This is a genomic window from Curvibacter cyanobacteriorum (assembly GCF_028649475.1).
Lineage (GTDB): Bacteria > Pseudomonadota > Gammaproteobacteria > Burkholderiales > Burkholderiaceae_C > Curvibacter > Curvibacter cyanobacteriorum.
In genome coordinates, this window is record NZ_JAQSIP010000001.1 from 507,693 (window position 1) to 528,326 (window position 20,634).

Annotated in this window: 17 protein-coding genes; 5 read left to right on the top strand and 12 right to left on the bottom strand. The window is 67.0% G+C overall.

The annotated features are described in order from the left end of the window. Positions 1-89: 89 nt before the first annotated feature. Entirely contained in the window at positions 90-3,131 is a 3,042-nt protein-coding gene (locus tag PSQ40_RS02190; protein ID WP_273948406.1) for a bifunctional diguanylate cyclase/phosphodiesterase, read from the top strand. A 53-nt stretch (positions 3,132-3,184) separates the two neighbouring features. Here PSQ40_RS02190 and PSQ40_RS02195 read toward each other — a convergent pair whose 3' ends face one another. The 5 genes from PSQ40_RS02195 to PSQ40_RS02215 all read right to left on the bottom strand — a co-directional run bounded on the left by PSQ40_RS02195 (position 3,185) and on the right by PSQ40_RS02215 (position 8,718). Continuing rightward, positions 3,185-4,198, bottom strand: coding sequence for a GGDEF domain-containing protein (locus PSQ40_RS02195; RefSeq protein WP_273948407.1), 1,014 nt, complete (start codon positions 4,196-4,198; stop codon positions 3,185-3,187). A gap of 288 nt (positions 4,199-4,486) precedes the next feature. Beyond that, entirely contained in the window at positions 4,487-5,263 is a 777-nt protein-coding gene (trmB, locus tag PSQ40_RS02200; protein WP_273948408.1) for a tRNA (guanosine(46)-N7)-methyltransferase TrmB, read from the bottom strand. 87 nt (positions 5,264-5,350) lie between these two features. Further along, positions 5,351-6,331: a tRNA glutamyl-Q(34) synthetase GluQRS gene (gene gluQRS, locus PSQ40_RS02205; RefSeq protein WP_273948410.1), complete on the bottom strand. Its 981-nt coding sequence runs from the start codon at positions 6,329-6,331 to the stop codon at positions 5,351-5,353. 201 nt (positions 6,332-6,532) lie between these two features. Next, complete coding sequence (locus tag PSQ40_RS02210) at positions 6,533-7,630, bottom strand: NAD(P)/FAD-dependent oxidoreductase (RefSeq protein ID WP_273948412.1); 1,098 nt, start codon at positions 7,628-7,630, stop codon at positions 6,533-6,535. A 128-nt stretch (positions 7,631-7,758) separates the two neighbouring features. Continuing rightward, on the bottom strand, positions 7,759-8,718 hold the full coding sequence (locus PSQ40_RS02215; protein ID WP_273948413.1) for a LysR family transcriptional regulator: 960 nt from the start codon (positions 8,716-8,718) through the stop codon (positions 7,759-7,761). 90 nt (positions 8,719-8,808) lie between these two features. Here PSQ40_RS02215 and PSQ40_RS02220 point away from each other — a divergent pair, with 90 nt between their 5' ends. From PSQ40_RS02220 to PSQ40_RS02235, 4 genes are all read left to right on the top strand, one after another. Then, on the top strand, positions 8,809-9,510 hold the full coding sequence (locus tag PSQ40_RS02220) for a pirin family protein (RefSeq protein WP_273948414.1): 702 nt from the start codon (positions 8,809-8,811) through the stop codon (positions 9,508-9,510). A gap of 135 nt (positions 9,511-9,645) precedes the next feature. Continuing rightward, a complete protein-coding gene (locus PSQ40_RS02225; protein WP_273948417.1) occupies positions 9,646-10,200 on the top strand; it encodes a flavodoxin family protein in 555 nt (184 codons plus the stop codon). A gap of 78 nt (positions 10,201-10,278) precedes the next feature. Beyond that, positions 10,279-10,689: an OsmC family protein gene (locus tag PSQ40_RS02230; protein ID WP_273948419.1), complete on the top strand. Its 411-nt coding sequence runs from the start codon at positions 10,279-10,281 to the stop codon at positions 10,687-10,689. After that, positions 10,686-11,573, top strand: coding sequence for a pirin family protein (locus PSQ40_RS02235; protein ID WP_273948422.1), 888 nt, complete (start codon positions 10,686-10,688; stop codon positions 11,571-11,573). The genes PSQ40_RS02230 and PSQ40_RS02235 overlap by 4 nt, the downstream gene beginning before the upstream one ends. 11 nt (positions 11,574-11,584) lie before the next feature. Here PSQ40_RS02235 and PSQ40_RS02240 read toward each other — a convergent pair whose 3' ends face one another. The 7 genes from PSQ40_RS02240 to pilV form a co-directional block, all read right to left on the bottom strand. Continuing rightward, positions 11,585-12,328, bottom strand: coding sequence for a sulfurtransferase (locus PSQ40_RS02240; RefSeq protein WP_273948424.1), 744 nt, complete (start codon positions 12,326-12,328; stop codon positions 11,585-11,587). 94 nt (positions 12,329-12,422) lie between these two features. Then, entirely contained in the window at positions 12,423-13,019 is a 597-nt protein-coding gene (locus tag PSQ40_RS02245) for a GspH/FimT family pseudopilin (RefSeq protein ID WP_273948426.1), read from the bottom strand. Beyond that, on the bottom strand, positions 13,016-13,552 hold the full coding sequence (locus PSQ40_RS02250; protein ID WP_273948427.1) for a type IV pilin protein: 537 nt from the start codon (positions 13,550-13,552) through the stop codon (positions 13,016-13,018). Before PSQ40_RS02250 ends, PSQ40_RS02245 begins: the two co-directional genes overlap by 4 nt. Then, positions 13,549-18,072 (bottom strand): pilus assembly protein, encoded by a 4,524-nt coding sequence (locus PSQ40_RS02255; protein ID WP_273948428.1) that lies wholly within the window; start codon positions 18,070-18,072, stop codon positions 13,549-13,551. Before PSQ40_RS02255 ends, PSQ40_RS02250 begins: the two co-directional genes overlap by 4 nt. A 16-nt stretch (positions 18,073-18,088) precedes the next feature. After that, a complete protein-coding gene (locus PSQ40_RS02260) occupies positions 18,089-18,721 on the bottom strand; it encodes a pilus assembly PilX family protein (RefSeq protein ID WP_273948429.1) in 633 nt (210 codons plus the stop codon). Further along, positions 18,705-19,748 (bottom strand): PilW family protein, encoded by a 1,044-nt coding sequence (locus PSQ40_RS02265; RefSeq protein WP_273948430.1) that lies wholly within the window; start codon positions 19,746-19,748, stop codon positions 18,705-18,707. Before PSQ40_RS02265 ends, PSQ40_RS02260 begins: the two co-directional genes overlap by 17 nt. Further along, a complete protein-coding gene (gene pilV, locus PSQ40_RS02270) occupies positions 19,748-20,419 on the bottom strand; it encodes a type IV pilus modification protein PilV (protein ID WP_273948431.1) in 672 nt (223 codons plus the stop codon). Before pilV ends, PSQ40_RS02265 begins: the two co-directional genes overlap by 1 nt. Between the last annotated feature and the right edge of the window lie 215 nt (positions 20,420-20,634).

Below are 20,634 nucleotides of genomic sequence, written 5' to 3' on the forward strand. Positions count from 1 at the left end.
CGTCGCGCATGCCGGACTTTCTTGACCGGGATCAACCCGCCGTGGAGGGGGCATTTTTAGAATCGGCGCTGCCCGACCCTCCTCACTTGATGCTCCGCTCCCTGATCTCCCGCCGGCTGCTGTTGCTGGCGCTCATCTTGACCTTGTTGATCGGGGGCCTGTCGGCGTACCTCGCGCGCGCCGACTTCGAGGCCACCTGGGCCCGCGCCGATGAGCGCGATGCCCACGTGTTGATCAGCATGGGGCAGCAACTGGACCGCATCTTCTCGGTGGCCGACATCACGCTGCAGGGCTTGCAGAGCGACCTGCACGATCCCCTGGTGCAAAAAGCGGCACCGCCCCTCAAGCACCGCCTTTTGTTTGGGCGCATCCACGACCGCCCGGTGATCAGCACCCTGCTGGTGGTGGACAGCGAGGGCCGCGTCACGGCCGAGGCCTCCAGCCTGGTGCCCAAAGCCCGCAACCTGGCCGAGCGCGACTACTTCCGAGCCCAGCGCGACACCAACGAGGACGCCTTGTTTGTCAGCGCGCCCTACCTGTCCAAGATCACCGGGCTGCCTGCCGTGGGCCTGAGTCGGCGGCTGAACGACCGCCAGGGGCAGTTTGAGGGCGTGGTGGTCGGGTCCTTCAAGCAGTCTTTTCTGCAGGGCTTGATCGACAGTGTCGAGCTCGACGCCGGTGCCACCCTGTGGCTGGAGCGCAGCGATGGCACCTGGCTCGCGGGCGGGCCCTGGCCCGACAGCGCGAGTGCCGAGGCCCAACGCCCCTGGCCGGTGCAAGCGCTGTCGGGCTTGGCGGGCCCGGGGCACCTGCATTGGCCCGCCGGACCGAACACACCGGCCCGGGCGGTCAGTTACCTCAACCTCAAGGACTGGCCGGTGCGCCTGGTGCTGGCGCGCAGCCGGGGCTCGATCGAGGCCGCCTGGTGGCGGCGCACGGCCTGGGTGGCGGGCGTCACGGTGCTGCTGATGGTGGGCTGTCTGGGCATGGCGGTGTTGTTCGAGCGCGAGCTGCGGCGCCGCCAGCGCGTGTCCGTCAAGCTCAGCCATGCCGAGGGGCATTTGCGCACCATCCTCAACCACCTGCCTTCGCTGGTCAGCTACTGGGACCGGGACTGGCGCAACCTGTTCGCCAACCACCTGCACCGCGACTGGTTTGGCCTGCTGCCCGGCTTCATGCGCGGCGAACGCCTGCCCGACCTGCTGGGGCCGGCCATGGCGCGGCGCTATGGCTTCTACCTTGACCAGGCGATGGCAGGTCAGGCGCAGACCTTCGAGTGGCCGGTGCGCGGCCCGGACCAGGTGCCTCGCACCCTGCTGGTCTCGCTGGCCCCCGATCGCCGCGCGGGCGAGGTGGCCGGGGTTTTTGTGCAGATCGTGGACATCAGCGAGCGCAAGCAGGCCGAGGCCCAGGTGTTCGAGGAGAAGGAACGCTTCCGCGTCACGCTGAGTTCGATTGGCGACGCGGTGATCACCGTCGACGTGCAGGGCCGCGTCACCTACCTCAACCCGGTGGCCGAGCTGATGACCGGTTGGCGCAACGACCTGGCCCAGGGCCTGGCCGTGGAGGTGGTGATGCCCATCGTGCACTCGCTGGAGGGCACGCCGGTGCGCAGCCCGGTGCGGTTGGCGCTGGAGTTGCAAAAGACGGTGGGCCTGGCCGCCGAGAGCGCCCTGGTGCGCCTGGACGGCCAGCGTTTCGACATCGAGGATTCGGCCGCCCCCATCACCGACCGGCACGGCGACATCATTGGCGCGGTGATGGTGTTCCATGACATTTCCGAGATGCGCTCCATGGCTATCCGCATGGCCCACCTGGCCCAGCACGATGCGCTGACCGGCCTGCCCAACCGCCTGTTGCTGCACGAGCGGGCCCAGCACGCCATCGAGCAGGCGCAGCGCGAGGGGCGCCAGGTGGCGGTGATGTACCTGGACCTGGACCGCTTCAAGATGGTCAACGATTCGCTCGGGCACGAAGCCGGGGACCGCCTGCTGGTGGACTTCTCGCGGCGCCTGTCCACGGTGATCCGCCACACCGACATCCTGAGCCGCCAGGGCGGTGACGAGTTCGTGGTGCTGCAGACCGGCCTCAGCGACCCGTCCCAGGCCGGCCAGCTGGCGCAAAAGCTGCTGCGCCTGTGCGCGGCGCCGTTCCTGGTCAACGGGCACGAGCTCAATGTGTCGGCGTCGATCGGCATCAGCCTGTTCCCTGGCGATGGCGCCAGCTTTGACGAGCTGGCCAAGCACGCCGACGCCGCGCTCTACGCGGCCAAGTCGGCCGGTCGAAACCGCTTTCATTACTTCACGCGCGAGCTGGGGGTGGCCGCCCAGCAGCGCCTGCAGCAGGAGCAGGCCTTGAAGACCGCGCTGCTGAACCAGGAGATCTACGTCGAGTACCAGCCCAAGATCGACTTCAGCAGCGACCAGCTGGTGGGGGTCGAGGCGCTGGTGCGCTGGCGCCGTCAGGGCCAGGTGGTCTCGCCCGCCCAGTTCATCCCGGTGGCCGAGGAAAGCGGGCAGATCATCGAGATCGGCCGCCATGTGCTGCGCACCGCGTGCCGCGATGCGCGGCGCGTGCTGGTGGGGCCGCTGCATGCGGTGCCGGTGGCCGTCAATGTGTCGATCCGGCAGCTGACCGACCCGAGCTTTGTGGGCGACCTCCAGTCCGCACTGGCCGAGAGCGGCTTGCCCGGCCACGCACTGGAGATCGAGGTCACCGAGAGCGTGCTGATGCAAAACATGGAGGCCGCGGCCGAGGTGCTGGGCAAGATCAAGGCCCTGGGCGTGCGCATCGCGATCGACGACTTTGGCACCGGTTACTCGAGCCTGGCCTACCTGGCCAGCTTGCCGGTGGATGTGCTGAAGATCGACAAGTTCTTTGTCGATGCCTATGCGACGCACCCGAAGAACATGGCCGTCATCACCGCCATCATCGACCTCGCGCAGCATTTGCAACTGGAGGTGATCGCCGAGGGGGTGGAGACCCGCACCCAAGCCGACTTCCTGTTGGCCCACGGCTGCCGATGCATGCAGGGCTATTACTTCAGCCGCCCGCTGTCCTTGCCCGCGCTGCAGGACTACGCCGAACGCCTGAACCCCGAGTTGCTGACGCCCGACCGCCAAGCGGCTTGAGCGTCAAGCGAAGGGGGCGTCTGTCAGGCCGGCCGGCCCGGCCCCAACCGGGCTCAGAACAGTTCGACGTCGTCGACGGCCACGGTGGGCGTGGCCAGCTGGCCGCTGGTGATGAGTTCGTCGTAGTGGCAGACCTGGTTGCGCCCGTGCTCTTTGGCGTAGTAGAGCGCCTGGTCGGCGTGCCCGAGGATTTCCACCGCGGTGCCGCGCTGGGTGCTGACAAAACCCAGGCTGACCGTGACGCGGCCGACCTGCGGGAAGGCGTGCGCCTCGACCGAAGCCCGGAAGCGGTTGAAGATCTGGCGCGCCGTCTCCAGCGTGGCCGAACGCAGCAGGATCACAAATTCCTCGCCGCCAAAGCGGAAGATGCGGTCCTGGGCCCGGAACGAGGAGCGCAGCAGGTTGGCCATCAGGATCAGCACTTCATCGCCATACAGGTGGCCAAAGCGGTCGTTGACCTGCTTGAAGTGGTCGATGTCGACCACCGCCAGCCAATGCTGGGGCACGTCGGTCGGGTCGGCTTCTGCCGCGCCTGACGCGTGACCTGGTCGCGCGAACTCGGCGTCGAAGGTCTTGCGGTTGAACAGACCCGTCAGCGCATCGCGCTCGCTGTAGTCGAGCAGGCTCTGGTAGTTGCGGTAGACGTGAAAAATGCCATGGATCACGTTGAGCATGTCCTGGCTCAGCGCCTTGTCATTGCGGATCTCAAGGCAGGCCACCACCTTTTCGTGCAGCCAGACCGGCAGCCACAGCTCGGTTTCGCCGGCTTCGCCCTGGGTCTCGAGGGTGCTGAGGCGCTGCTCGATGCACTTGACCAGTGCCGGGTAGGCGGCCAGCGGCAGGCGTGGCAGGTCGGCGTGTTGGGACTCTTCGATCGAGTGCAGCTTGCCATCCTGGATCCAGGCCTTGGGGCGGATGTGGGTTTCCTCGCCAATGCTGACCACTTCAAGGGCGCGGATCTCCTTCACCCCGCCCAGCTGGTGCAGGGCGGAAATGACCGAGATCTCCAGGCGAGCGTGGTCCCGGTGACCCGTGATCTCAACCAGATGCTGCAGTAAAGGCTTCATTGTCAAAACCGCTTTGCGCTGTGATCCAACAGACCAAATGGAGCCCCGTGAGGGCGATCCGCACGGTGGACTGTCAACCCTTCAAGGGCCCGACGGGGGACTGGGTCCGCTGTTCGGGTGTCGGCGCTTGTCGATGGGACAGGTTGGCCAGAGAAAGGTCGAAAACGGGCGATGTTAGCCAAGTTCGGGTCGGGCGTGCGCACTTTGAGGGGGCGCAGGGCGCCAAAACTTGAAAATCGGGTCGTTCTGTCGTGTGGGCGCCGCAGTTCAGTCGGCGTCCCTTGGGTTTTAGCGCTTCTCAAACACCACGTCCCACACGCCGTGCCCGAGGCGCAGGCCGCGCTTTTCGAACTTGGTCAGCGGCCGGTAGGCGGGCTTCTCGGCGTAACCGCCGTCGGCTTGGCGGTTGCGCAGCCGCGGCTCGGCGCCCAGCACTTCGAGCATTTGCTCGGCGTAGGGCTGCCAGTCGGTGGCGCAGTGCAGGTAGCCGCCGGGGCGCAGGCGTGCCGCCAATTTGGCCACCAGCGGGCTCTGGATCAGGCGGCGCTTGTTGTGCTTGGTCTTGTGCCAGGGGTCGGGGAAGAAGATGTGCACACCGTCCAGCACCTCCTCGGGCAGCATGTGGTCGATCACCTCGACGGCATCGTGTTGCAGGATGCGGATGTTGGTCAGCCCCTGTTCGCCGATGTGCTTGAGCAGGGCGCCCACGCCGGGTTCGTGCACTTCGCAGCACAGGAAGTGGGTGTCGGGCATCAGCCCTGCGATGTGGGCGGTGGCGTCTCCCATGCCAAAGCCGATTTCCAGCACCACCGGGCCCGGACCGCCGAAGGCCTGTTCCAGGTTCAGAGGCTGGGCTTGGTAGGGCAGCACATAGGTGGGGCCCCAGGCCTCAAAGGCCTTGGCCTGGCCCGTGGTGGTGCGGCCAGCCCGGCGCACAAAGCTCTTGATGGTCTTGGGGAACGCCACGCCCGCGGGGGCCGCACCCGGGTTGGGTGCGGCTGCCGGGGCCGCCGAGGTGTCGGCAGCGGCGGTCGGGTAGGGCGTGGGGGCTTGGGGGTCTTGCATGGTGGCCTTGGATCGATCGGGTCCTCCGTGGCGCCGGGGCGCTGCGGACAGACGGTAGCCCTGAATTGTAGGCAAGCTGGCGGGGGCTCAGGCACCTGGGCGCCGGGATGGGCCCCATTGGGCCTGCCAGGCGGGCAGCCAGTGCCGCAACCAGTCGGCTGGCGCCCTTGGCGCACCGTCCACCGGCAGGCTCAGCACCCGGGCGGCGGCACACAGGGCCGCACTGGCCTGGGCGGGGCTGTCGGTGGGCACGGCGGGGGCGCCGTGTTGTTTGGACAATTTCTCGCCGCTCGCATCGAGCACCAGCGGGGTGTGCAGGTAGTGCGGGTGGGGCAGGCCCAGGGCCTCCTGCAGCCACCACTGGCGGGCGGTGTTGTCGCACAGGTCGGCCCCTCGCACGATGTGGGTCACGCCCTGCGCGCCATCGTCCACCACCACGGCCAGTTGGTAGGCCCACAGGCCGTCCGCGCGTTGCAGCACAAAGTCACCGACTTCGGTGGCCACGCACTGCTGTTGGGGGCCCAGCCGGCGGTCCTGCCAGGCATGGGGGCTGGGGGCGAGGTCGGTGCGCAGCCGCCAGGCGCGGGCACTGCGACCTGACAAGCCTCGGCGGCAGGTGCCGGGGTAGACCGCCACTTGGTGACGCGTTCGTTGGTAGCCCTGCGCCGCCAGGGCCTGTTCGATGTCCTTGCGTGTGCAGGCGCAGCCATAGGCCCAGTCGCGCGCCACCAGGTCCTGCAAGGCGGCCGCATAGAGCGCATGGCGCTGCGACTGCCACACGGGCGGGGCGTCGGGCAGCAGGGCACAGTCTTGCAGCTGTTTGAGCAGCCATTGGTCGGCACCGGGCTGACAGCGTGGCGGGTCGATGTCCTCGATGCGCACCAGCCACTGGCCGCCGTGCACCCGGGCGTCCAGCCAGCTGGCCAAGGCCGCCACCAGGGAGCCCGCATGCAGCGGCCCGGTGGGGGAGGGCGCAAAGCGGCCCACGTAGGGGCGCGGCCGCGCAGCGGTTTCAGGGGGCGGCGCGGCTGGTCGGGGGGAGGGCAGCGGGGCCCGCGCCGTGGTCATTGCACTGGTCGGTGTGTTGGGCAGCGTGTTGGACAGCGTTTGGGGAGGTGCGTCGGGGGGGGCGTTGGGGGGCTCGTTGTGGGACGCGCTCAGGCGCACAGCGGGGGGCGCTGTTGGGCACGGGGTGGGAGGCAAGGCATTCGACATCGATTCAAAGCCGCCGTGCCACCGCCTGTGGGCGGCGGCGCGGCGCGGGGGCACTCAGGCCAGGTTCAGGGCCAGGCTGAGGCCCGACACAAAGGCGTCTTCTACCCGGTGACCCAGGCACCAGTCGCCACACAGGCCCAGGCCGTTGGCGGGGTCCCAGACATGGGTTTGGCCCAGGGGTTGCAGGGTCTTGGCGTAACGCCAGAGCTTGACGTCCTGGTGGGCGGGTTCGGCACGGATGCCGGTCACATCGACAAACGCCCTCAGCAGCTTGGCCTGCACCCGCGCGGGGTCGTCGTTGAGGTGCTCGGTCGACCACACGTCACTGGCTTGCACCGTCCAGCGTTCAACCTGGCTGCGGCCTGGTTTGGACGACTCGCGGGCCAGCCAGGCAATGCGGTGGTGCGTGCTGCGGGCCACGTTCCACTGCGGCCCCAGCGTGATGAGGCCCGGTTGCTCGGCCTGGGGGAAGGCCAGCATCAGGGTCCAGCAGGGGGCGGTGCGGGTTTGTTGGGCGGCGGCCGTCAGCTCGGTGGCGGCGCTGAGGGGGGCCAGCAAGGCGGCGGCCTGGGGCGCTGGCAAGGCCAGCAGCACGGTGTCAAAGCCGGCTTGAACGCCTTGGGTGGGGCCACTGCCGTCGCAGTGCAGTTGCCAACGTTCGGCGTCGAGGCGGTCGCGCTCGAGGGCGGTGACCTGGGTGTTGAGGTGCAGTCGGCCGGCCGCCAGCAAGGGGGCGGCCCAGGCGCGCACCAGTTGGTTCATGGCCGGGGCACCGACCCAGTGGGCTTCGGGGTGGGCAAGGCTGGGGGAGGACAACTGGCCCTGCTCGTCGAGCACGCGCACCGCGTTGGCGCTCCAGGGGCGTGCGGCCTGCGGCGTGGTGGCCAGGGCCTGCTGAAAGCGCGGGTCGCGCACGGTGAAGTACTGGGCGCCCGTGTCAAAGCTGCCAAACGGGGTGTCCCGGCTGGCCATGCGTCCGCTGGCGCCACTGCTTTTCTCGAACACGGTGACGTCGTGGCCCGCCTGAACCAGGGTGCGGGCACAGCTGATGCCGGCCATGCCGGCGCCGATGACGGCGATGCGCCGGCGGGGCTGCAGGGCCGGGGCAGGCTTTTTGCGGGGGCCGGGGGTGTTGCGCGAGCGGGTTGCCATGGCGTGTCTCCGTTGGATAGAACACTCAAAGACTACCGCAATTCAAGGCGGCTCCCTTGGAGTTGGGGTCGCCTGCGCGCGCTTTGTGCTGGGGGATTTCCCGCGGGTGGCGGCGGGGCTGTCGGTGTTCAGCGCGCGGCGCTGTAGGCCTGCTCCAGCAGGGCCCGCCGCGTGGCGGGGGATTCCAGCCGGTCCAACCACCATTGCAGGGCGCGCCCCGGTCGCGTGCCCGGGGCGGCGCGCCAGGCATAGCCGCTGCGGATGACGCGCGGCGGGCGTTCCAGGGTCTTCTGCACCAGCATGCCGCTGTCCAGGTAGGCCTTGACCATCGATTCGGGCAGGTAGCCCGCGCCCAGGCCGCGCAACTGGGCGTCCACCTTGGCCTGCATGGTGGGCACGGTGAACACGTCCTGCCCCGGCAGCAGGTTGACCGTCATGCCCCGCCCGCGCTGGCTGGTGTCGGCCACCGCCACCGCGCGGTGCTGGCGCACCTGCTCATCGCGCAGCGGTCCCTCGACTGCCGCCAAGGGGTGGTGCGGCGCGACCGCGTAGACGAAGTTCATCACCCCCAGCTCGCGCTGCTGGATGTCGGCTTGCGTCGAGGTGTCCATGACCACGCCCAGGGCCAGGTCGGCCTGGCCCAGCACCAGGGCTTGCAGGGTGCCGGTCATGATCTCATCGCGCAGGCGCAGACGGGTGGGGGGCTGCAGGGCAAAGAAGTCGCCGCAGATCTCCAATGTGGTGGTGCGGTTGATGATGCCGTCACAGGCCAGGGTCAGCTGGGGTTCCCAGCCGGTGGCCACGCGTTTCACCCGGTTGGCCACGGCGTCGATGTCATTGAGCAGGCGCTCCCCCTCGCGCAGCAGTTCCTGGCCGGCCTCGGTCAGGCGGGCCTGGCGGCTGCTGCGGTCGAACAGCAGCACGTCCAGCGCTTCTTCGATGGCGCGCACGCGGTAGGTGAGGGCACTGGGCACCAGGTCGAGCTGGCGCGCCGCGGCGGCAAAACTGCCGCTGTGGGCGATCTCTTGCAACATGCCCAAGGCATCGGGCGTGAGCACATCACGGGGGGTGGGAGGGTGGCCGGCCATGAGCTTCAAAAAAAATGAATGATGCCATCAAACCCTGCGCAACGCGCGCTCGCCCTGGCGGCCTACAGTCAAGCCACACAGGAGCAACGCATGTTCAATGTTCGCAAATCACGAGACCGGGGCTGGGCCGATCATGGCTGGCTGAAGTCACACCACAGCTTTTCTTTCGCTGGTTACTACGACCCCCGTCACATGGGCTGGGGCAACCTGCGGGTCATCAATGAAGACCGCATCGCCCCCGGTGCGGGCTTCGGCACCCATGGTCACCGCGACATGGAGATCATCAGCTACGTGCTCAGCGGCGAGCTGGCGCACAAGGACAGCCTGGGCAATGTCGTGGGCATCCCGCCGGGCGAGGTGCAGCGCATGAGCGCTGGGCGCGGTGTGCAACACAGCGAGTTCAACCACGCGCCGGATCAGACCACGCATTTTCTGCAGATCTGGATCGAGCCCAATGTGACCGGCATCCCGCCAAGCTATGAGCAAAAGGCGTTTCCCGAGGCCGACAAGCGCGGTCGCCTGCGCCTGGTGGCGTCGCCAGACGCGGCTGAAGGCTCGGTGCTGATCCACGCCGACGCCCGGCTGTACGCCGGCTTGTTCGGCCCCGGCGAGCAGGCCGAGATGGCATGGCCCGCGGGTCGCAAGGCCTATGTGCAGGTGGTGCGGGGGGAGATCACGGTCAACGGCCAGGCGCTCGAAGCCGGTGACGCCTGGCTGGGCGACGGCGAGCCGGTGCTGCGCCTGTCCGATGGCCGCGACGCCGAGGTGCTGGTGTTTGATCTCGCCCCCTGAACGGCGGTCTTGAACGCAAAATAGCGCTGGCGCGGCCGCGCGAAGCCGGGTTGGGCACACCGCCTGCCGGCTTCGAGAAACCCCCGGGTTTCACCGAGCAGACCCTTTTTCAAACGGACCTCAAACGGAGTTCACATGGCCAAAATTGTTGTTGTATTTCACTCGGGCTACGGCCACACCCTGCGCCTGGCTCAGGCGGTGGCCGAAGGCGCCGGCGCCACGCTGTTGCCCATCGACGCCGAGGGCAACCTGCCGGAAGGCGGTTGGGACACCCTGAATGCGGCGGACGCCATCGTCATGGGCTCGCCGACCTACATGGGCAGCGTGAGCTGGCAATTCAAGAAATTTGCAGATGCCTCGTCCAAGGCCTGGTTCACCCAAGCCTGGAAGGACAAGCTGTTCGCTGGTTTCACCAACAGCGCCACCATGAACGGCGACAAGCTGTCGACCCTGCACTACCTGTTCACCCTGGCCATGCAGCACAGCGGCGTTTGGGTGGGCACCGGCCTGATGCCGAGCAACAGCAAGGCCGCACAGCGCAACGACATCAACTTTGTGGGTTCGTTCTCGGGGGCCATGGCACAGTCGCCGTCGGACGCCTCGCCGGCCGAAATGCCGCAAGGCGACCTGGACACGGCGCGCCTGTTCGGCGCCCGCGTGGCCGCCGCCGCCGCGCGCTGGGCTCAGTGATTCATTGACCGCCTGCGCCCAGTCCCGTCGGGGCTGGGCACCCGGGCCCCGTGGGGGGCCCCAGAACAAGGAACACCCATGTCTGTCGAACTTCAACGTGAGCCCGGCGCGGCGATGGCGCAGCGCCTGCACATCCGCCAGCACAGCCTGCTGGCCGACGTCTCGGTGGCCGAGGGCGGCGACGATGCCGGCCCCAGCCCCCACGACCTGTACGACGCCGCCCTGGGCGCTTGCAAGGCGCTGACGGTGATGTGGTACGCGCGGCGCAAGGGCCTGCCGGTGGAGGACGTGCGTTCGGAGGTGACACGTGACGCGACGGCCGAGCGCCAGGGCGTCTACCGCCTGGCGGCGCACCTGGTGATCGTGGGGCCTGAGCTGACCGAGGCCCAGGTGACCGAGTTGCGCGCGGTGGCCGACAAATGCCCGGTGCACAAACTCATGAGCACGGTGACCACCGAGATCAGCACCACCGTGGAGCACCAGGCATGAGCGCCCCGCAGTGGATCAAGCCGCACGAGAAGGACCTGGGCGGTGGCTTTGTGGTGCGGCGCCTGCTGCCGTCCGCGCTGCGCCAGGCGGTGGGGCCTTTCCTGTTTTTTGACCATTTCGGTCCGGTTCGGGTGCAAGCCGATGACCAGTTCGACGTGCGCCCGCACCCGCACATCGGCCTCGCCACCGTGACCTACCTGTTTGAAGGTGCCATCCTGCACCGCGACAACCTGGGGTTTGAGCAGCGCATCGAACCGGGCGCGATCAACTGGATGACGGCTGGCCGGGGCATCGTGCACTCGGAGCGTCGGCCCGCTGACCTGGCGGGGCAGGCCTACACGAACCACGGCCTGCAACTGTGGGTGGCCCTGCCGACGGCGCTGGAGCAGGTGGCGCCCAGTTTTGTGCACACCCCAGCCGATGCGATTCCGCAGACCAAAGTGCAAGGCGCCGCCGTGCGCGTGTTGGTGGGAGAAGCCTTTGGCCTGCGTTCGCCGGTGGCCACCTTGTCGCCTACCCTGTACCTGGATGTGGCGCTGGCCCCTGGACAAAGCTTTGAGTTGCCGACATTGGCGCAAGAGCAGGCGGTTTACGCCGTTACCGGGGGACTGACGGTGGACGGGGTGCCTTCGCCCGATCGGCATCTGGCCGTGCTGGCGCAGCCCGCGCGCTTGCAAGCGGGGCCCGAGGGGTGCCGGTTGGTGGTGGTGGGCGGCCAGCCGCTGGGGCACCGCCACATCCGCTGGAACTTTGTCTCATCCGACCCCGACCGCCTGGCGCAGGCGGCCTTGGACTGGGAGGCCGGCAACGCCGACGCCGGCATGGGCCAGGTGCCCGGTGAGACCGAGCGCATTCCCCTGCCGCAGCGCCCCGGCGCCCACTGAGTCGCTGGGGTTCAGGCCCCGTTCTTGAGGGCGGCGAGGTCCGGTGCCAGGGCTTCGCGCTCGTCGAACACGAAACAGTGGCCCTGGTAGTGGGCCCCGTCGGTTTCTTCAAAGTACTTGAGGATGCCGCCCTCGAGTTGGTAGACGTGCTCCAGCCCTTCCTCACGCATCAGGATGGCGGCTTTTTCGCAGCGGATGCCGCCGGTGCAAAAGCTCACCACGGTCTTGTCCTGCAACTCGTGCTTGTGGGCACGCAACGCGTCGGGGAACTCGGTGAACTTGTGGATGCGCCAGTCGATGGCGCCCTCGAAGGTGCCGTGGTCCACCTCGAAAGCGTTGCGGGTGTCCAGGGTGACCACGGGGCGACCCTGGTCATCGTGTCCCTGGTCGAGCCAGCGTCGGGCGGTCGCTGCGCTGACCGCGGGGGCCCGGCCATCGGCGGGGCGGATGGTGGGGTGGTTCATGCGGATGATTTCACGCTTGACCTTCACCAGCATCTTCTTGAACGGCTGGGTGGCGGACCAGCTTTCTTTGGGGGCCAGGTCCGCGAAGCGCGGATCGGCCCGCAGGGTCGACAGCACCGCCGCGATGGCCTCGGCCGGGCCTGCCAGGAAGAAATTGATGCCTTCCTCGGCCAGCAGGATGGTGCCCTTGAGGCCCAGGGCCGGGCATTGGGCGCTGAGGCGTTCGCGCCAGGCCTCGGCGTCCGGCAGTGGGACGAACTTGTAGCAGGAAATGTTGAGGACGTTGTTCACGGCGCGGATTGTAGGCGCCGCCACCGGCGGCCGCCAACGGCCCCACACCCGCGAGGCGCTGGCGCCGGGAGGGCTGCGCTGCGGCTGACCCGCGTCACTGCGTCGCGGTGGTGGTGCAGGAGGTGTCGGTCGAGGGCTTGCAGACGCGCACGCGGCCCGAGGTCGAGACCACCACGATGCGGGTCTCGGCATCCTGCTGGCCGCTGGGCACGTCGGTGCGCCGGACCCGCAGCGTCATGGCCTGGAAAGCGCCGCCCGCGGCGTTCTTGGAGTAGCCCGAGCCATCGAATCGGATCTGTCCCATCGACGTGCCGGCACTGTCGCTGGTGCTGACCGAGATGTAGCTGGGCAAGGCCGCTTGCTGCTGGATCAACAGGTCGGGCGTGGAGCCCGATTCGTTGTAGGTGGTGGCGTCCGAGCCATAGCGCTGCGACACATACACCCGCCAGCCGCCGGCCCAGTTGCTGCCACTCACAGGGGTCACCAGGGCATGTTGATTGCGCTTCATGGCCTCGCTGCGGGCCGCGTTGATCGAGGCCAGCAGCGAGTTGCTGATCGAGGTCAGCTCGGAGTTGCGCTGGAAGGCGATGAAGCTGGGCACCGCGACGGTGGCCAGGGCCACCACCAGCACCAGGGTGACCATCAGCTCGATGAGCGTGAAGCCCCGGGCCGGGGCGGCGCGGTGGGTCATGGCCAGCACAGCCTGAAGTTGCTGGTTGCCGCGGTGCCGGTGCACGATTTGACCCCGGTGCTGGTCATTTGCAGCGTGCCCACCGCGGGGTCGGCCTTGACCGGGGTGGCGGCCACCTGCACGCACAGGTCAATGGTCAGCGTGGCGCTGCATTGGGACGAACTCAACAGATAGGACGCCGTGGTGGCGTTGTCCCCAGCGAAGTTCTTGAAGGGGAACGGGGCCGTGGAGGTGAAGCTGGGTGCCCCACCACAGCGGCTGCCGCTGTAGTCGCCACTGGTCACCGAGGTCGAGCCTGGCGCGGTGGACGTGAACGACAGGTAGCAGTTGCGTTGGGTCATGTAGCGCTCTTGCTGCTGCATCAACTCGATCAGCGCGGTGCGCCCCTGGGCCCGCTTGCCTTTCAACACCGAGTCCTGGTACGCCCCCAGGCCGACCTTGGCCAGGATGGCGATGATGGCCACCGTGATCATCAGTTCGATCAGGGTGAAGCCCCCTTGCTGGGGAACGTCTTGGGCGTGGACTCGGGTCATTGCGTGGCTTTCTGGTGCAGATCCCAGTAATTATTGACTTGGCGCCAACTCAGTCGGCCATAGGCTTCTTTGATTTCGACCTTGGTGTTGGTCAGTGCGGACCCTGACGAGCCCGTGCTGATGGACTCGTAGGTGATGGTGCGTATTTTGCGGCCGGTACTGTCGCTCAGGCCGGGCACGATCAACCCCGAGTTCTTCACATACATGGTGGAGCCGAGCAAGCCCACCGAGGAGGGGATGTAGCTGCCATTGCCGGTGGTGATGTTGACGCTGTAGGAGTTGCCCGAGCCCGGCGTGGCGGTGCACGAACCCGAGGCCCCGGCGGAGCCCGGGATGATGGTGTTGAAGGTGGCGTAGGTGGTCAGGCTCAGGAAGGAGCTGATCATCTTCTCACCCGATGCTGGCAGGTCAAAGTACCAACCGGAGCGCTGGGTGGTGTCGTTGTCGGCCGTGGCGCGGCCCCACAGGAAGGCCGGCACGGTGATCACATAGGTGCTGGTGTTGACCGTGCCGCTCTGCAGCCGACCGCGACCGCTGATGACGCTGGCCGTGGTCGACGAGGTGGTGCCGTCGGACTGGCTCAAACCCGTCACCCCGTTGTCGAACACCGTGTAGATGCTGTTCTTGGCGGTCGAGGTCTTGTCGCTGGCCTCCAGGAACTTGCCGGTGCCAAACAACACGTAGTAGGTCTTCTTGCCGTTCACCACCGGCCCGGTGAAGATGCGCGGCGCCGAGAAAATGGGCTGGAGGTTGGGCGTGGTGGCACCGTCCTGGGCGATGTACATCGGGTACGCCACGGGCGACGCCTTGGTCCCCTTGTTGAAGAAGGACAGGCGTGCCATGGTCCAGTGGCTGCTGGTGCCCGGGTTGAACTCACTGGTCGGGTGGGTGCTGTCGCGCGGCGTGAAGTCCAGCTTCCACAGCTTGCCATGCAGGTCACCGGCGAACAGGTAGGTGACCTCGCCCGAGGCGCCATACATGGCCGTGAAATTGGCCACCCCCGTGGCCTTGGAGGTCGCCAGTGTGCTGTCGAAGGGCAACTGCACCTTGTAGTAGTTGGTGCCTTGGGTCCAGGCATCCCCCACGGCCTTGTCGAGGGCCAGGAAGAACAGGGCCGGGTTGCCGGTGGCGCTGAAGCGGCCAGCGCTGTCGGTCACGTAGTTGTTGACGCCGCTGGCGACCACGGCGAACCAGCGGTAGGTGGCCGGCTGGGCTGCGCCGTTGCCGTCCTTGTCGGCGTTCATGCGCATCTTCAGGATCTGCGGCGTCCCCACCACGTAGCCCATGTCGGCGTCATCGGCCTTGGTGAATTCCCACATCACCTTGCTCGCAGAGAACGCAGTGGGGTCGGTCACATCGAGGGCAAAAACCCCCGGGCCACCCGCGCCTGTGCCCGATACCAGCACCGTCTTCCAGGTGCAGGTGTTGGCGGTCAGCGTGTGGCTGGGCCCCACGCAGGCTTCGGCCACGGTGGGCACGCCGTCCACATAGCTCTGGTGGTTGTTGTTGTAGCTGGTCGAGGTCAGCGCCGACAAATTGGGGCCCATCCAGCTGGGGATGTAGGCAAACAGCTCGGCGCCGCCATTGGTGCCCTTGCTGGCGTTGAAGGCGTGCAGCATGCCATCGTTGGCGCCCACGAACACCGCCGGGGTGCGGTTCTTGTTCGTGGTGTAGAAGGTGCTGTAGCTGTTCTCGGTGTACGCGGTGGTCGGCGTGCCGGAAAACACCACGCTCGAGTTGATGATGTCGCCCAGCAGTTTGCTGCGGGTGCGGAAGGTGGTGCCTTCCAGCGAGCGGTCACCGCGCAGGTAGGCCACCCGGTTGGCGCCGAGTCCGTCGGCGGCCGCGTTGCTGGAGGCTTTGTTCAGGTAACCCTGGGTCGTGGTGTCGAGGGAACCCCAGATGAAATCGGTGGCCGCCGGCGTTTGGGTCGCACCGGCCCGGCCCATCACGATGGTGCGGGTGGTCGAGGGGTTGGCCCGGTTGGTCAGCTTGTCGGCGGCGCTCCAGTCAGCCTGGCTGCTCAGCGTCAGCGTGCTGGTGCCGACCACGGTCAGTGGCAGGGCCAGCACGTCGCCGGTCCAGCTGCTGGTGTCGAAGGCGCCTTGGTAGATCACGTTGTCCACCGTGGCGCTGACTTCTCGCGATTGGATCGCCACGCCGGCAATGTTGCGCGACGAGTTGGCGGCCCGGCTGAAAATGCCATCGAACGCGCTCAACACGCCGCGAGCGCTGCTTTGCAGGAAGTAGGTGGCCGCCTCACCCGGGTTGTCCGGGTCTTGCCAGACGTTGTTGTCCACGGTCCCGGCCTGGTTGCGGAAGGGGTTGCCCCAGGTGTTGTAGGGGCTGCCACCGGTGTTGCTGGCATCGGTCTCAAACCCGCCGTATTTGGAGGCCATGAAGAACTGGTTCGAGTAGCGGCGGTTGTTGGGGTCGGTCTGGGTGCCGTATTCGTTGACGTCAAACAGGTAGTTCTTCACCCGCAGACCCGGGCGCACCTTGCTCGGGGCATTGGTCCAGGTGCTGGGCCGGATGTCGTGGGTGTGCGACCAATAGGCCGTGCCCATGATCTGGCTGGTGCTGCTGCCGCTTGGAACCCCCCCGTTGGACCCGTTGGGGTTACCCGTGTAGCGCGTGACGCCCTGGCCATCGACATAAGTCGAGGTGGTGCTGTTGCGCTCGAAGTTCTGCACCACGCTTCGCCAGGCGTTGATGTCGATGATGTTGTTGGCGTCGCTGGGGGTGGGCAGTCGATTGCCGTCGTGGGTGTTGATGTCACCCACCACCACGATGTTGCTGCGCACGCAGGAATAGTCGGCACTGGCGCTGCGGTTGCCGCCGTAGGGGTCGGTCCAGGTGGTGTAGACCGGGAAGCCATCCTTCAAGTCGTCGTTGATGCCACTGATGGCGTCGGCGCTGGGGCTCAGCCCTTGCAGGTAGCGCAGCGTCTCGTAGTGCAGTTCGCCCACGGGGTCGTACTGCTTGTAGCGACCCGCCACCGGCCCGGTGCGACCGAACTTGTTGAGGTAGTTGATGACCCCGCTGATGCCGAAACTGGTGTCGCCATCGGGGTTGGCTTTGAACACCCCGGTGGTGTTGTCCCATTCCATGTTGGCATTCCCGGTGCTGGGGGTGGTATCGTTGCCGTTCTCGTCAAACACCTTGTAGCCCACGTACTTCATGGGGGCACGCAGCACCCCGCCGTAGCGGCCATTGTTGTAGCTGGCGGTTTGGTCCATCAGGTAGCCAAAGGCGGCCAGGCGCAGCTGATCACTGTACTTCTGGATCACGCCCGAGGGCTTGTAGTTGCCGCTGGGGTAGAGCTTGCACAGGCCATAGTCACGCACATCACTGAGCACGCCATTGGTTTTCTGGCACACCTGCACCCGTGAGTAGAAGAAGCCGTCCGAGTTGAGCTGTGTTCCCCGACCTGCAGGCGGGGTCCAGGTGCCGGTGTAGTCGCGGATGTAGCAAGCCTTGGCGGTGCCGGAGATGGGGTCGCCAAACACCCCGTTGGTGCAAGCCACCCCATTGGCCGCCGGGGCCACTTTCCAGCGGTTGCCTGCGCCGTACCAGACCTCCTTGGTGCCCGTGAAGCTGCAAGTGCCGTTTTCATTGGCGCACCAAGTCGCCGTGGGCCGGTTTTGGTTGCGGTTGGCAATCGGGCCGATCGAACTCGTGGTGAGCACCGTGTTCAGGTTGTAATCCGATTGCCCACTCCAGCAATTGCCTGTGGCGGTGGTGCCAAAGTAGATGCGGTTCAGGGTGTTGGCCACGTAGATGTCATTGCCGTCCGCGGCCGTGATCATGGCTGTCGGCACCGCCCCCCAATAGGTGCCGGCGCCGCCCCCATTGCGCGTCAACTGCTTGGCGGGAAAGTTGCGGGTGTTCCAGAAGCAGGAGGGGTCGCCGTTGGGCAGCACAGCGCGCTGCAGGATGGTCAGGCCGTCCTGGTCAATGTAACGGTCGCCACCCGACAAGGCCAGGCGCAGCATGTCGATTGCCGAGCTGCTGGCCCAGTTCAGGAAGTTGCCACTGAACGCGTTGGTGCATTTGCGGTTGACGGCGGCGCCACTGCGGTCAAAACGCTTGTAGTCGGTGGTCGTCAAGCCCGTGGCGGGGGTCTCGGTGGGGGCGTCGTTGTAGGTGTAGCAGCTTTCGGCGTCGTAGTAGCCCAGGTACTCGGTGGTGTTGCTGTAGCTGCTGTCGTTGCTGCTGTCGGTGGTGTACTGCGCGCCCACGGTGGGGAATTCCACCGACAGGGCCAAGGCCAGCGAGGGTTTGTCGATGGGGGTTGCCGCGTACAGCGGGGTCGATGACAAGGCGATCGCCGGGATGCTGGGCGGGGTGGCGGCACTGCGCACCATGAAGGACACCCCCAGGCTGCTCAGGATCAGCGCGCCGGCGGCCCAGCCCAGGGCCCGTTTGGGCTGGCCCCAGGCGGCCTGGCGCAGCCGTTGCCAGCGCGTACGCTGGCCGGACGTGGCCACAGGGTCGAGGGGCGGGGAAGTGGGGTTCATGGTCGGCCTCTCAGGCTCAATCGCGGTAAATCATCTGCAGCACCCCTTGGGTGCTTTGGTTGGGCCCAAAGCCCATGGCGGTGACGCGGTACACGTGGCGGCGCTCGGCCGGCTTTTCGACCTCGGCGTCGCGGGGGTCGGGAATGGCCTCAATCACGTAGCGGGGCTTCTGTGCCGCCTGCAGGCCCTTGCCGGTGACGAAAGGGCGGTTGCCGGTGAATTCGCCGTAGGTGACATAGCGGGGGCTGCTGGTGGCCAAGAAATCAACGGTCAGCCAGGCCGGCTTGTCGCCTTCGACGTTGGCGCACAGTCCCTTTTGGTTGCCGGTGGTGCCGCAGTCGAGGACGAAATTGGTCAGATCGGGTTTGTCACTGAACAGGCTGCGCCGGCTGCCGGTGCCAAAACTTTCAGAGTCGATGTCGATCTCTGCGTCCATCAATGCGGCTTCCGCGCCTTGCCAGGCGATCTGCAGGTCGCGGTCGTTGCGGGCACTGCGCTCGGCCATGGTGGCGATCTGAATGCCCCCGACACCGAGCAGGGAGACCACCACCAGGAGCAACAGCACCACCACCAGCGAGGCGCCTTGCTGGCGGGTGGCATCCAAACGGAGGTGAGTTGGAGCGTCGGCCATGTCAGAGGTCTTGCGCATTGCGCAGGTGGATGGTGAAGGTGAAGGCCTTGCGCATGCGGCCGTCCACCGCAGGGGTGTAGACCGTGTTGCGGTCGTTGCTGCTCGACATCGCCGAGCCCAGCGCCCCAGAACTGCTGCCACGCCCCAAACCCAGGGGGTAGAAGGTCTGGCTGCTCTTGTCCGCGGCCTGGTTGGGCGCGCCCCGCACCACCATGCCGATGCGCAGCGCCCGCACTTGGCTCCAGTTGAAGTTGGTGGCGGTTTGGTTGCCGGAGACGGTGATCTGGTCCGCGCGCAGGTAGCGGTCCGGCACCGAGTCGGCGGTGGTGCTGGTGGCGGTCACCGTGGTGTTGTTGGGCCCGATGCGGTCCACCCCGTAAAGCACCTGGAACACCTCCACGCCCCGTACCAATGGCGTTTGCGTGAAGGGAGGGGCCCCTGAGGTCGAGGTGGAGCACATCAGCGCGGGTTCGCCGTCGGCGTCCGCTGCCACATGCAGGATGCTGATGGCGCGGTCGTCGCGGTTCTGGGGCAGGGTGGTGATGGGGGCCCCGGTGCAGTCGATCATGCTGTTGTCCGAGGTGCCTGCCACCACCGAGGTGCTGGCGGGCTGAAAGCGCAGCACCAGGATGTCGCTGCCATCGCCCAGGGTGCCCGCCACGCGGGCGGTGCCGGCGTCCCAAGTGTTGGACGTGGTCCGGCTTTGGTTGTTCAGCCCGTACACATTGGGAATCGGTGAGGTCGCAATGCCGTTGGTGTTGGTTTCGCGCGGCACGGTGACGAAGCTCAGGTCCCTGAAACCCGTCTGAACCCCCAGTCGTTGCAGCAGGTCCGTGACAAAACGGGCGCTGTCGCGCAGTTGGGCACTGGCGTCATTGGCGGTGAAGCCCTGGCGCGCGATGCTCAGGGCCGCCACAGCCGCCAGGGCGACCACGGTGCTGATGGCCAGCGCCACCATCAACTCGATCAGGGTCAGCCCTTGGTGGCGGCCAGGGCCCGGGGCCGCGGTCGCGGAACGGGCGGCGGAGATGGGTCGGTGATGCATCACAAGTTACCACTGGTGACCGGCAACACCAAGGCGGGCCGGGAAGTGCTGCTGCTGCTCAGCGTGAAGGCGCTGTCGCCCGTGTTGCCGCGGTTCAGGCTGGTCTGGGTCCAGCCGATCTTGATCATGACCACCGCATCGGCGCCGGTGCCCGAGCAGGTCCAGACCGGCAGACCGCTGCTGTCGTAGGGGTTGTTGTCGTAGCAGATCGCGACCCGGGCCCCTGGCAACTCTTCACCCACCCGGGTCAGCCAGTCGGTCATCTGGGCATTGGCCACGTCGGTCGCACTGCTGCAATTGGAAGTCGCCGAGGCGTTCAGGCAGTAGGACGGGTTGGCGGGTACCATGGAGCCGGCGCTGAAGGTGCCCAGGTACGGGTTGGTGCCAGCGGGTTTGACGCCTTCGTTCTTGTTGCCGCGCATCATCTCCGCGAGCTCGCGGGCCAGGGCCGCGGCACTCGATTGCATGCGGGCCTGGTTGTTTGATTGCAGCGCAAAGGCCTGCATGCCCACCATGCCCAGCATGCCAAACGACAGCACAAAGATGGCCACCAGCACCTCCAGCAGCGAAAACCCGCGTGCCCGCCCGGCCTGCCAGCGCGGGGCGGGTGAGGGGGGGCAGGCGGCGAGCGGCCTGAAGTCAGTGCAGGCGCTGGGGCGTTGGGGGGTCATGAGCGGTTTGTTACGTAACTGGATGTAGGTTAATTTACATCTCAGCTTGAATTTAGCACCGCCGTTCGCAATCGTTCATTTTTGGCGTATTTGCCGGATGTTTGGCTGAAAACGGACGATGAGTGGTAAGTCTGACCGCTCAGCGGCAGCGCATCTCCGGGCAGGGCCGCTCCGGCTTCGCTGCGCGCTGGGTCGCCGTTTCCTACAATGGCTGG

What these genes read in the sequence shown, in the direction of transcription:
- PSQ40_RS02190 (WP_273948406.1), top strand. Translation starts at nt 90, where the DNA reads ATGCTCCGCTCCCTGATCTCCCGCCGGCTGCTGTTGCTGGCGCTCATC.
- PSQ40_RS02195 (WP_273948407.1), bottom strand. Translation starts at nt 4,198, where the DNA reads ATGAAGCCTTTACTGCAGCATCTGGTTGAGATCACGGGTCACCGGGAC.
- trmB (WP_273948408.1), bottom strand. Translation starts at nt 5,263, where the DNA reads ATGCAAGACCCCCAAGCCCCCACGCCCTACCCGACCGCCGCTGCCGAC.
- gluQRS (WP_273948410.1), bottom strand. Translation starts at nt 6,331, where the DNA reads ATGACCACGGCGCGGGCCCCGCTGCCCTCCCCCCGACCAGCCGCGCCG.
- PSQ40_RS02210 (WP_273948412.1), bottom strand. Translation starts at nt 7,630, where the DNA reads ATGGCAACCCGCTCGCGCAACACCCCCGGCCCCCGCAAAAAGCCTGCC.
- PSQ40_RS02215 (WP_273948413.1), bottom strand. Translation starts at nt 8,718, where the DNA reads ATGGCCGGCCACCCTCCCACCCCCCGTGATGTGCTCACGCCCGATGCC.
- PSQ40_RS02220 (WP_273948414.1), top strand. Translation starts at nt 8,809, where the DNA reads ATGTTCAATGTTCGCAAATCACGAGACCGGGGCTGGGCCGATCATGGC.
- PSQ40_RS02225 (WP_273948417.1), top strand. Translation starts at nt 9,646, where the DNA reads ATGGCCAAAATTGTTGTTGTATTTCACTCGGGCTACGGCCACACCCTG.
- PSQ40_RS02230 (WP_273948419.1), top strand. Translation starts at nt 10,279, where the DNA reads ATGTCTGTCGAACTTCAACGTGAGCCCGGCGCGGCGATGGCGCAGCGC.
- PSQ40_RS02235 (WP_273948422.1), top strand. Translation starts at nt 10,686, where the DNA reads ATGAGCGCCCCGCAGTGGATCAAGCCGCACGAGAAGGACCTGGGCGGT.
- PSQ40_RS02245 (WP_273948426.1), bottom strand. Translation starts at nt 13,019, where the DNA reads ATGACCCACCGCGCCGCCCCGGCCCGGGGCTTCACGCTCATCGAGCTG.
- PSQ40_RS02250 (WP_273948427.1), bottom strand. Translation starts at nt 13,552, where the DNA reads ATGACCCGAGTCCACGCCCAAGACGTTCCCCAGCAAGGGGGCTTCACC.
- PSQ40_RS02255 (WP_273948428.1), bottom strand. Translation starts at nt 18,072, where the DNA reads ATGAACCCCACTTCCCCGCCCCTCGACCCTGTGGCCACGTCCGGCCAG.
- PSQ40_RS02260 (WP_273948429.1), bottom strand. Translation starts at nt 18,721, where the DNA reads ATGCGCAAGACCTCTGACATGGCCGACGCTCCAACTCACCTCCGTTTG.
- PSQ40_RS02265 (WP_273948430.1), bottom strand. Translation starts at nt 19,748, where the DNA reads ATGCATCACCGACCCATCTCCGCCGCCCGTTCCGCGACCGCGGCCCCG.
- pilV (WP_273948431.1), bottom strand. Translation starts at nt 20,419, where the DNA reads ATGACCCCCCAACGCCCCAGCGCCTGCACTGACTTCAGGCCGCTCGCC.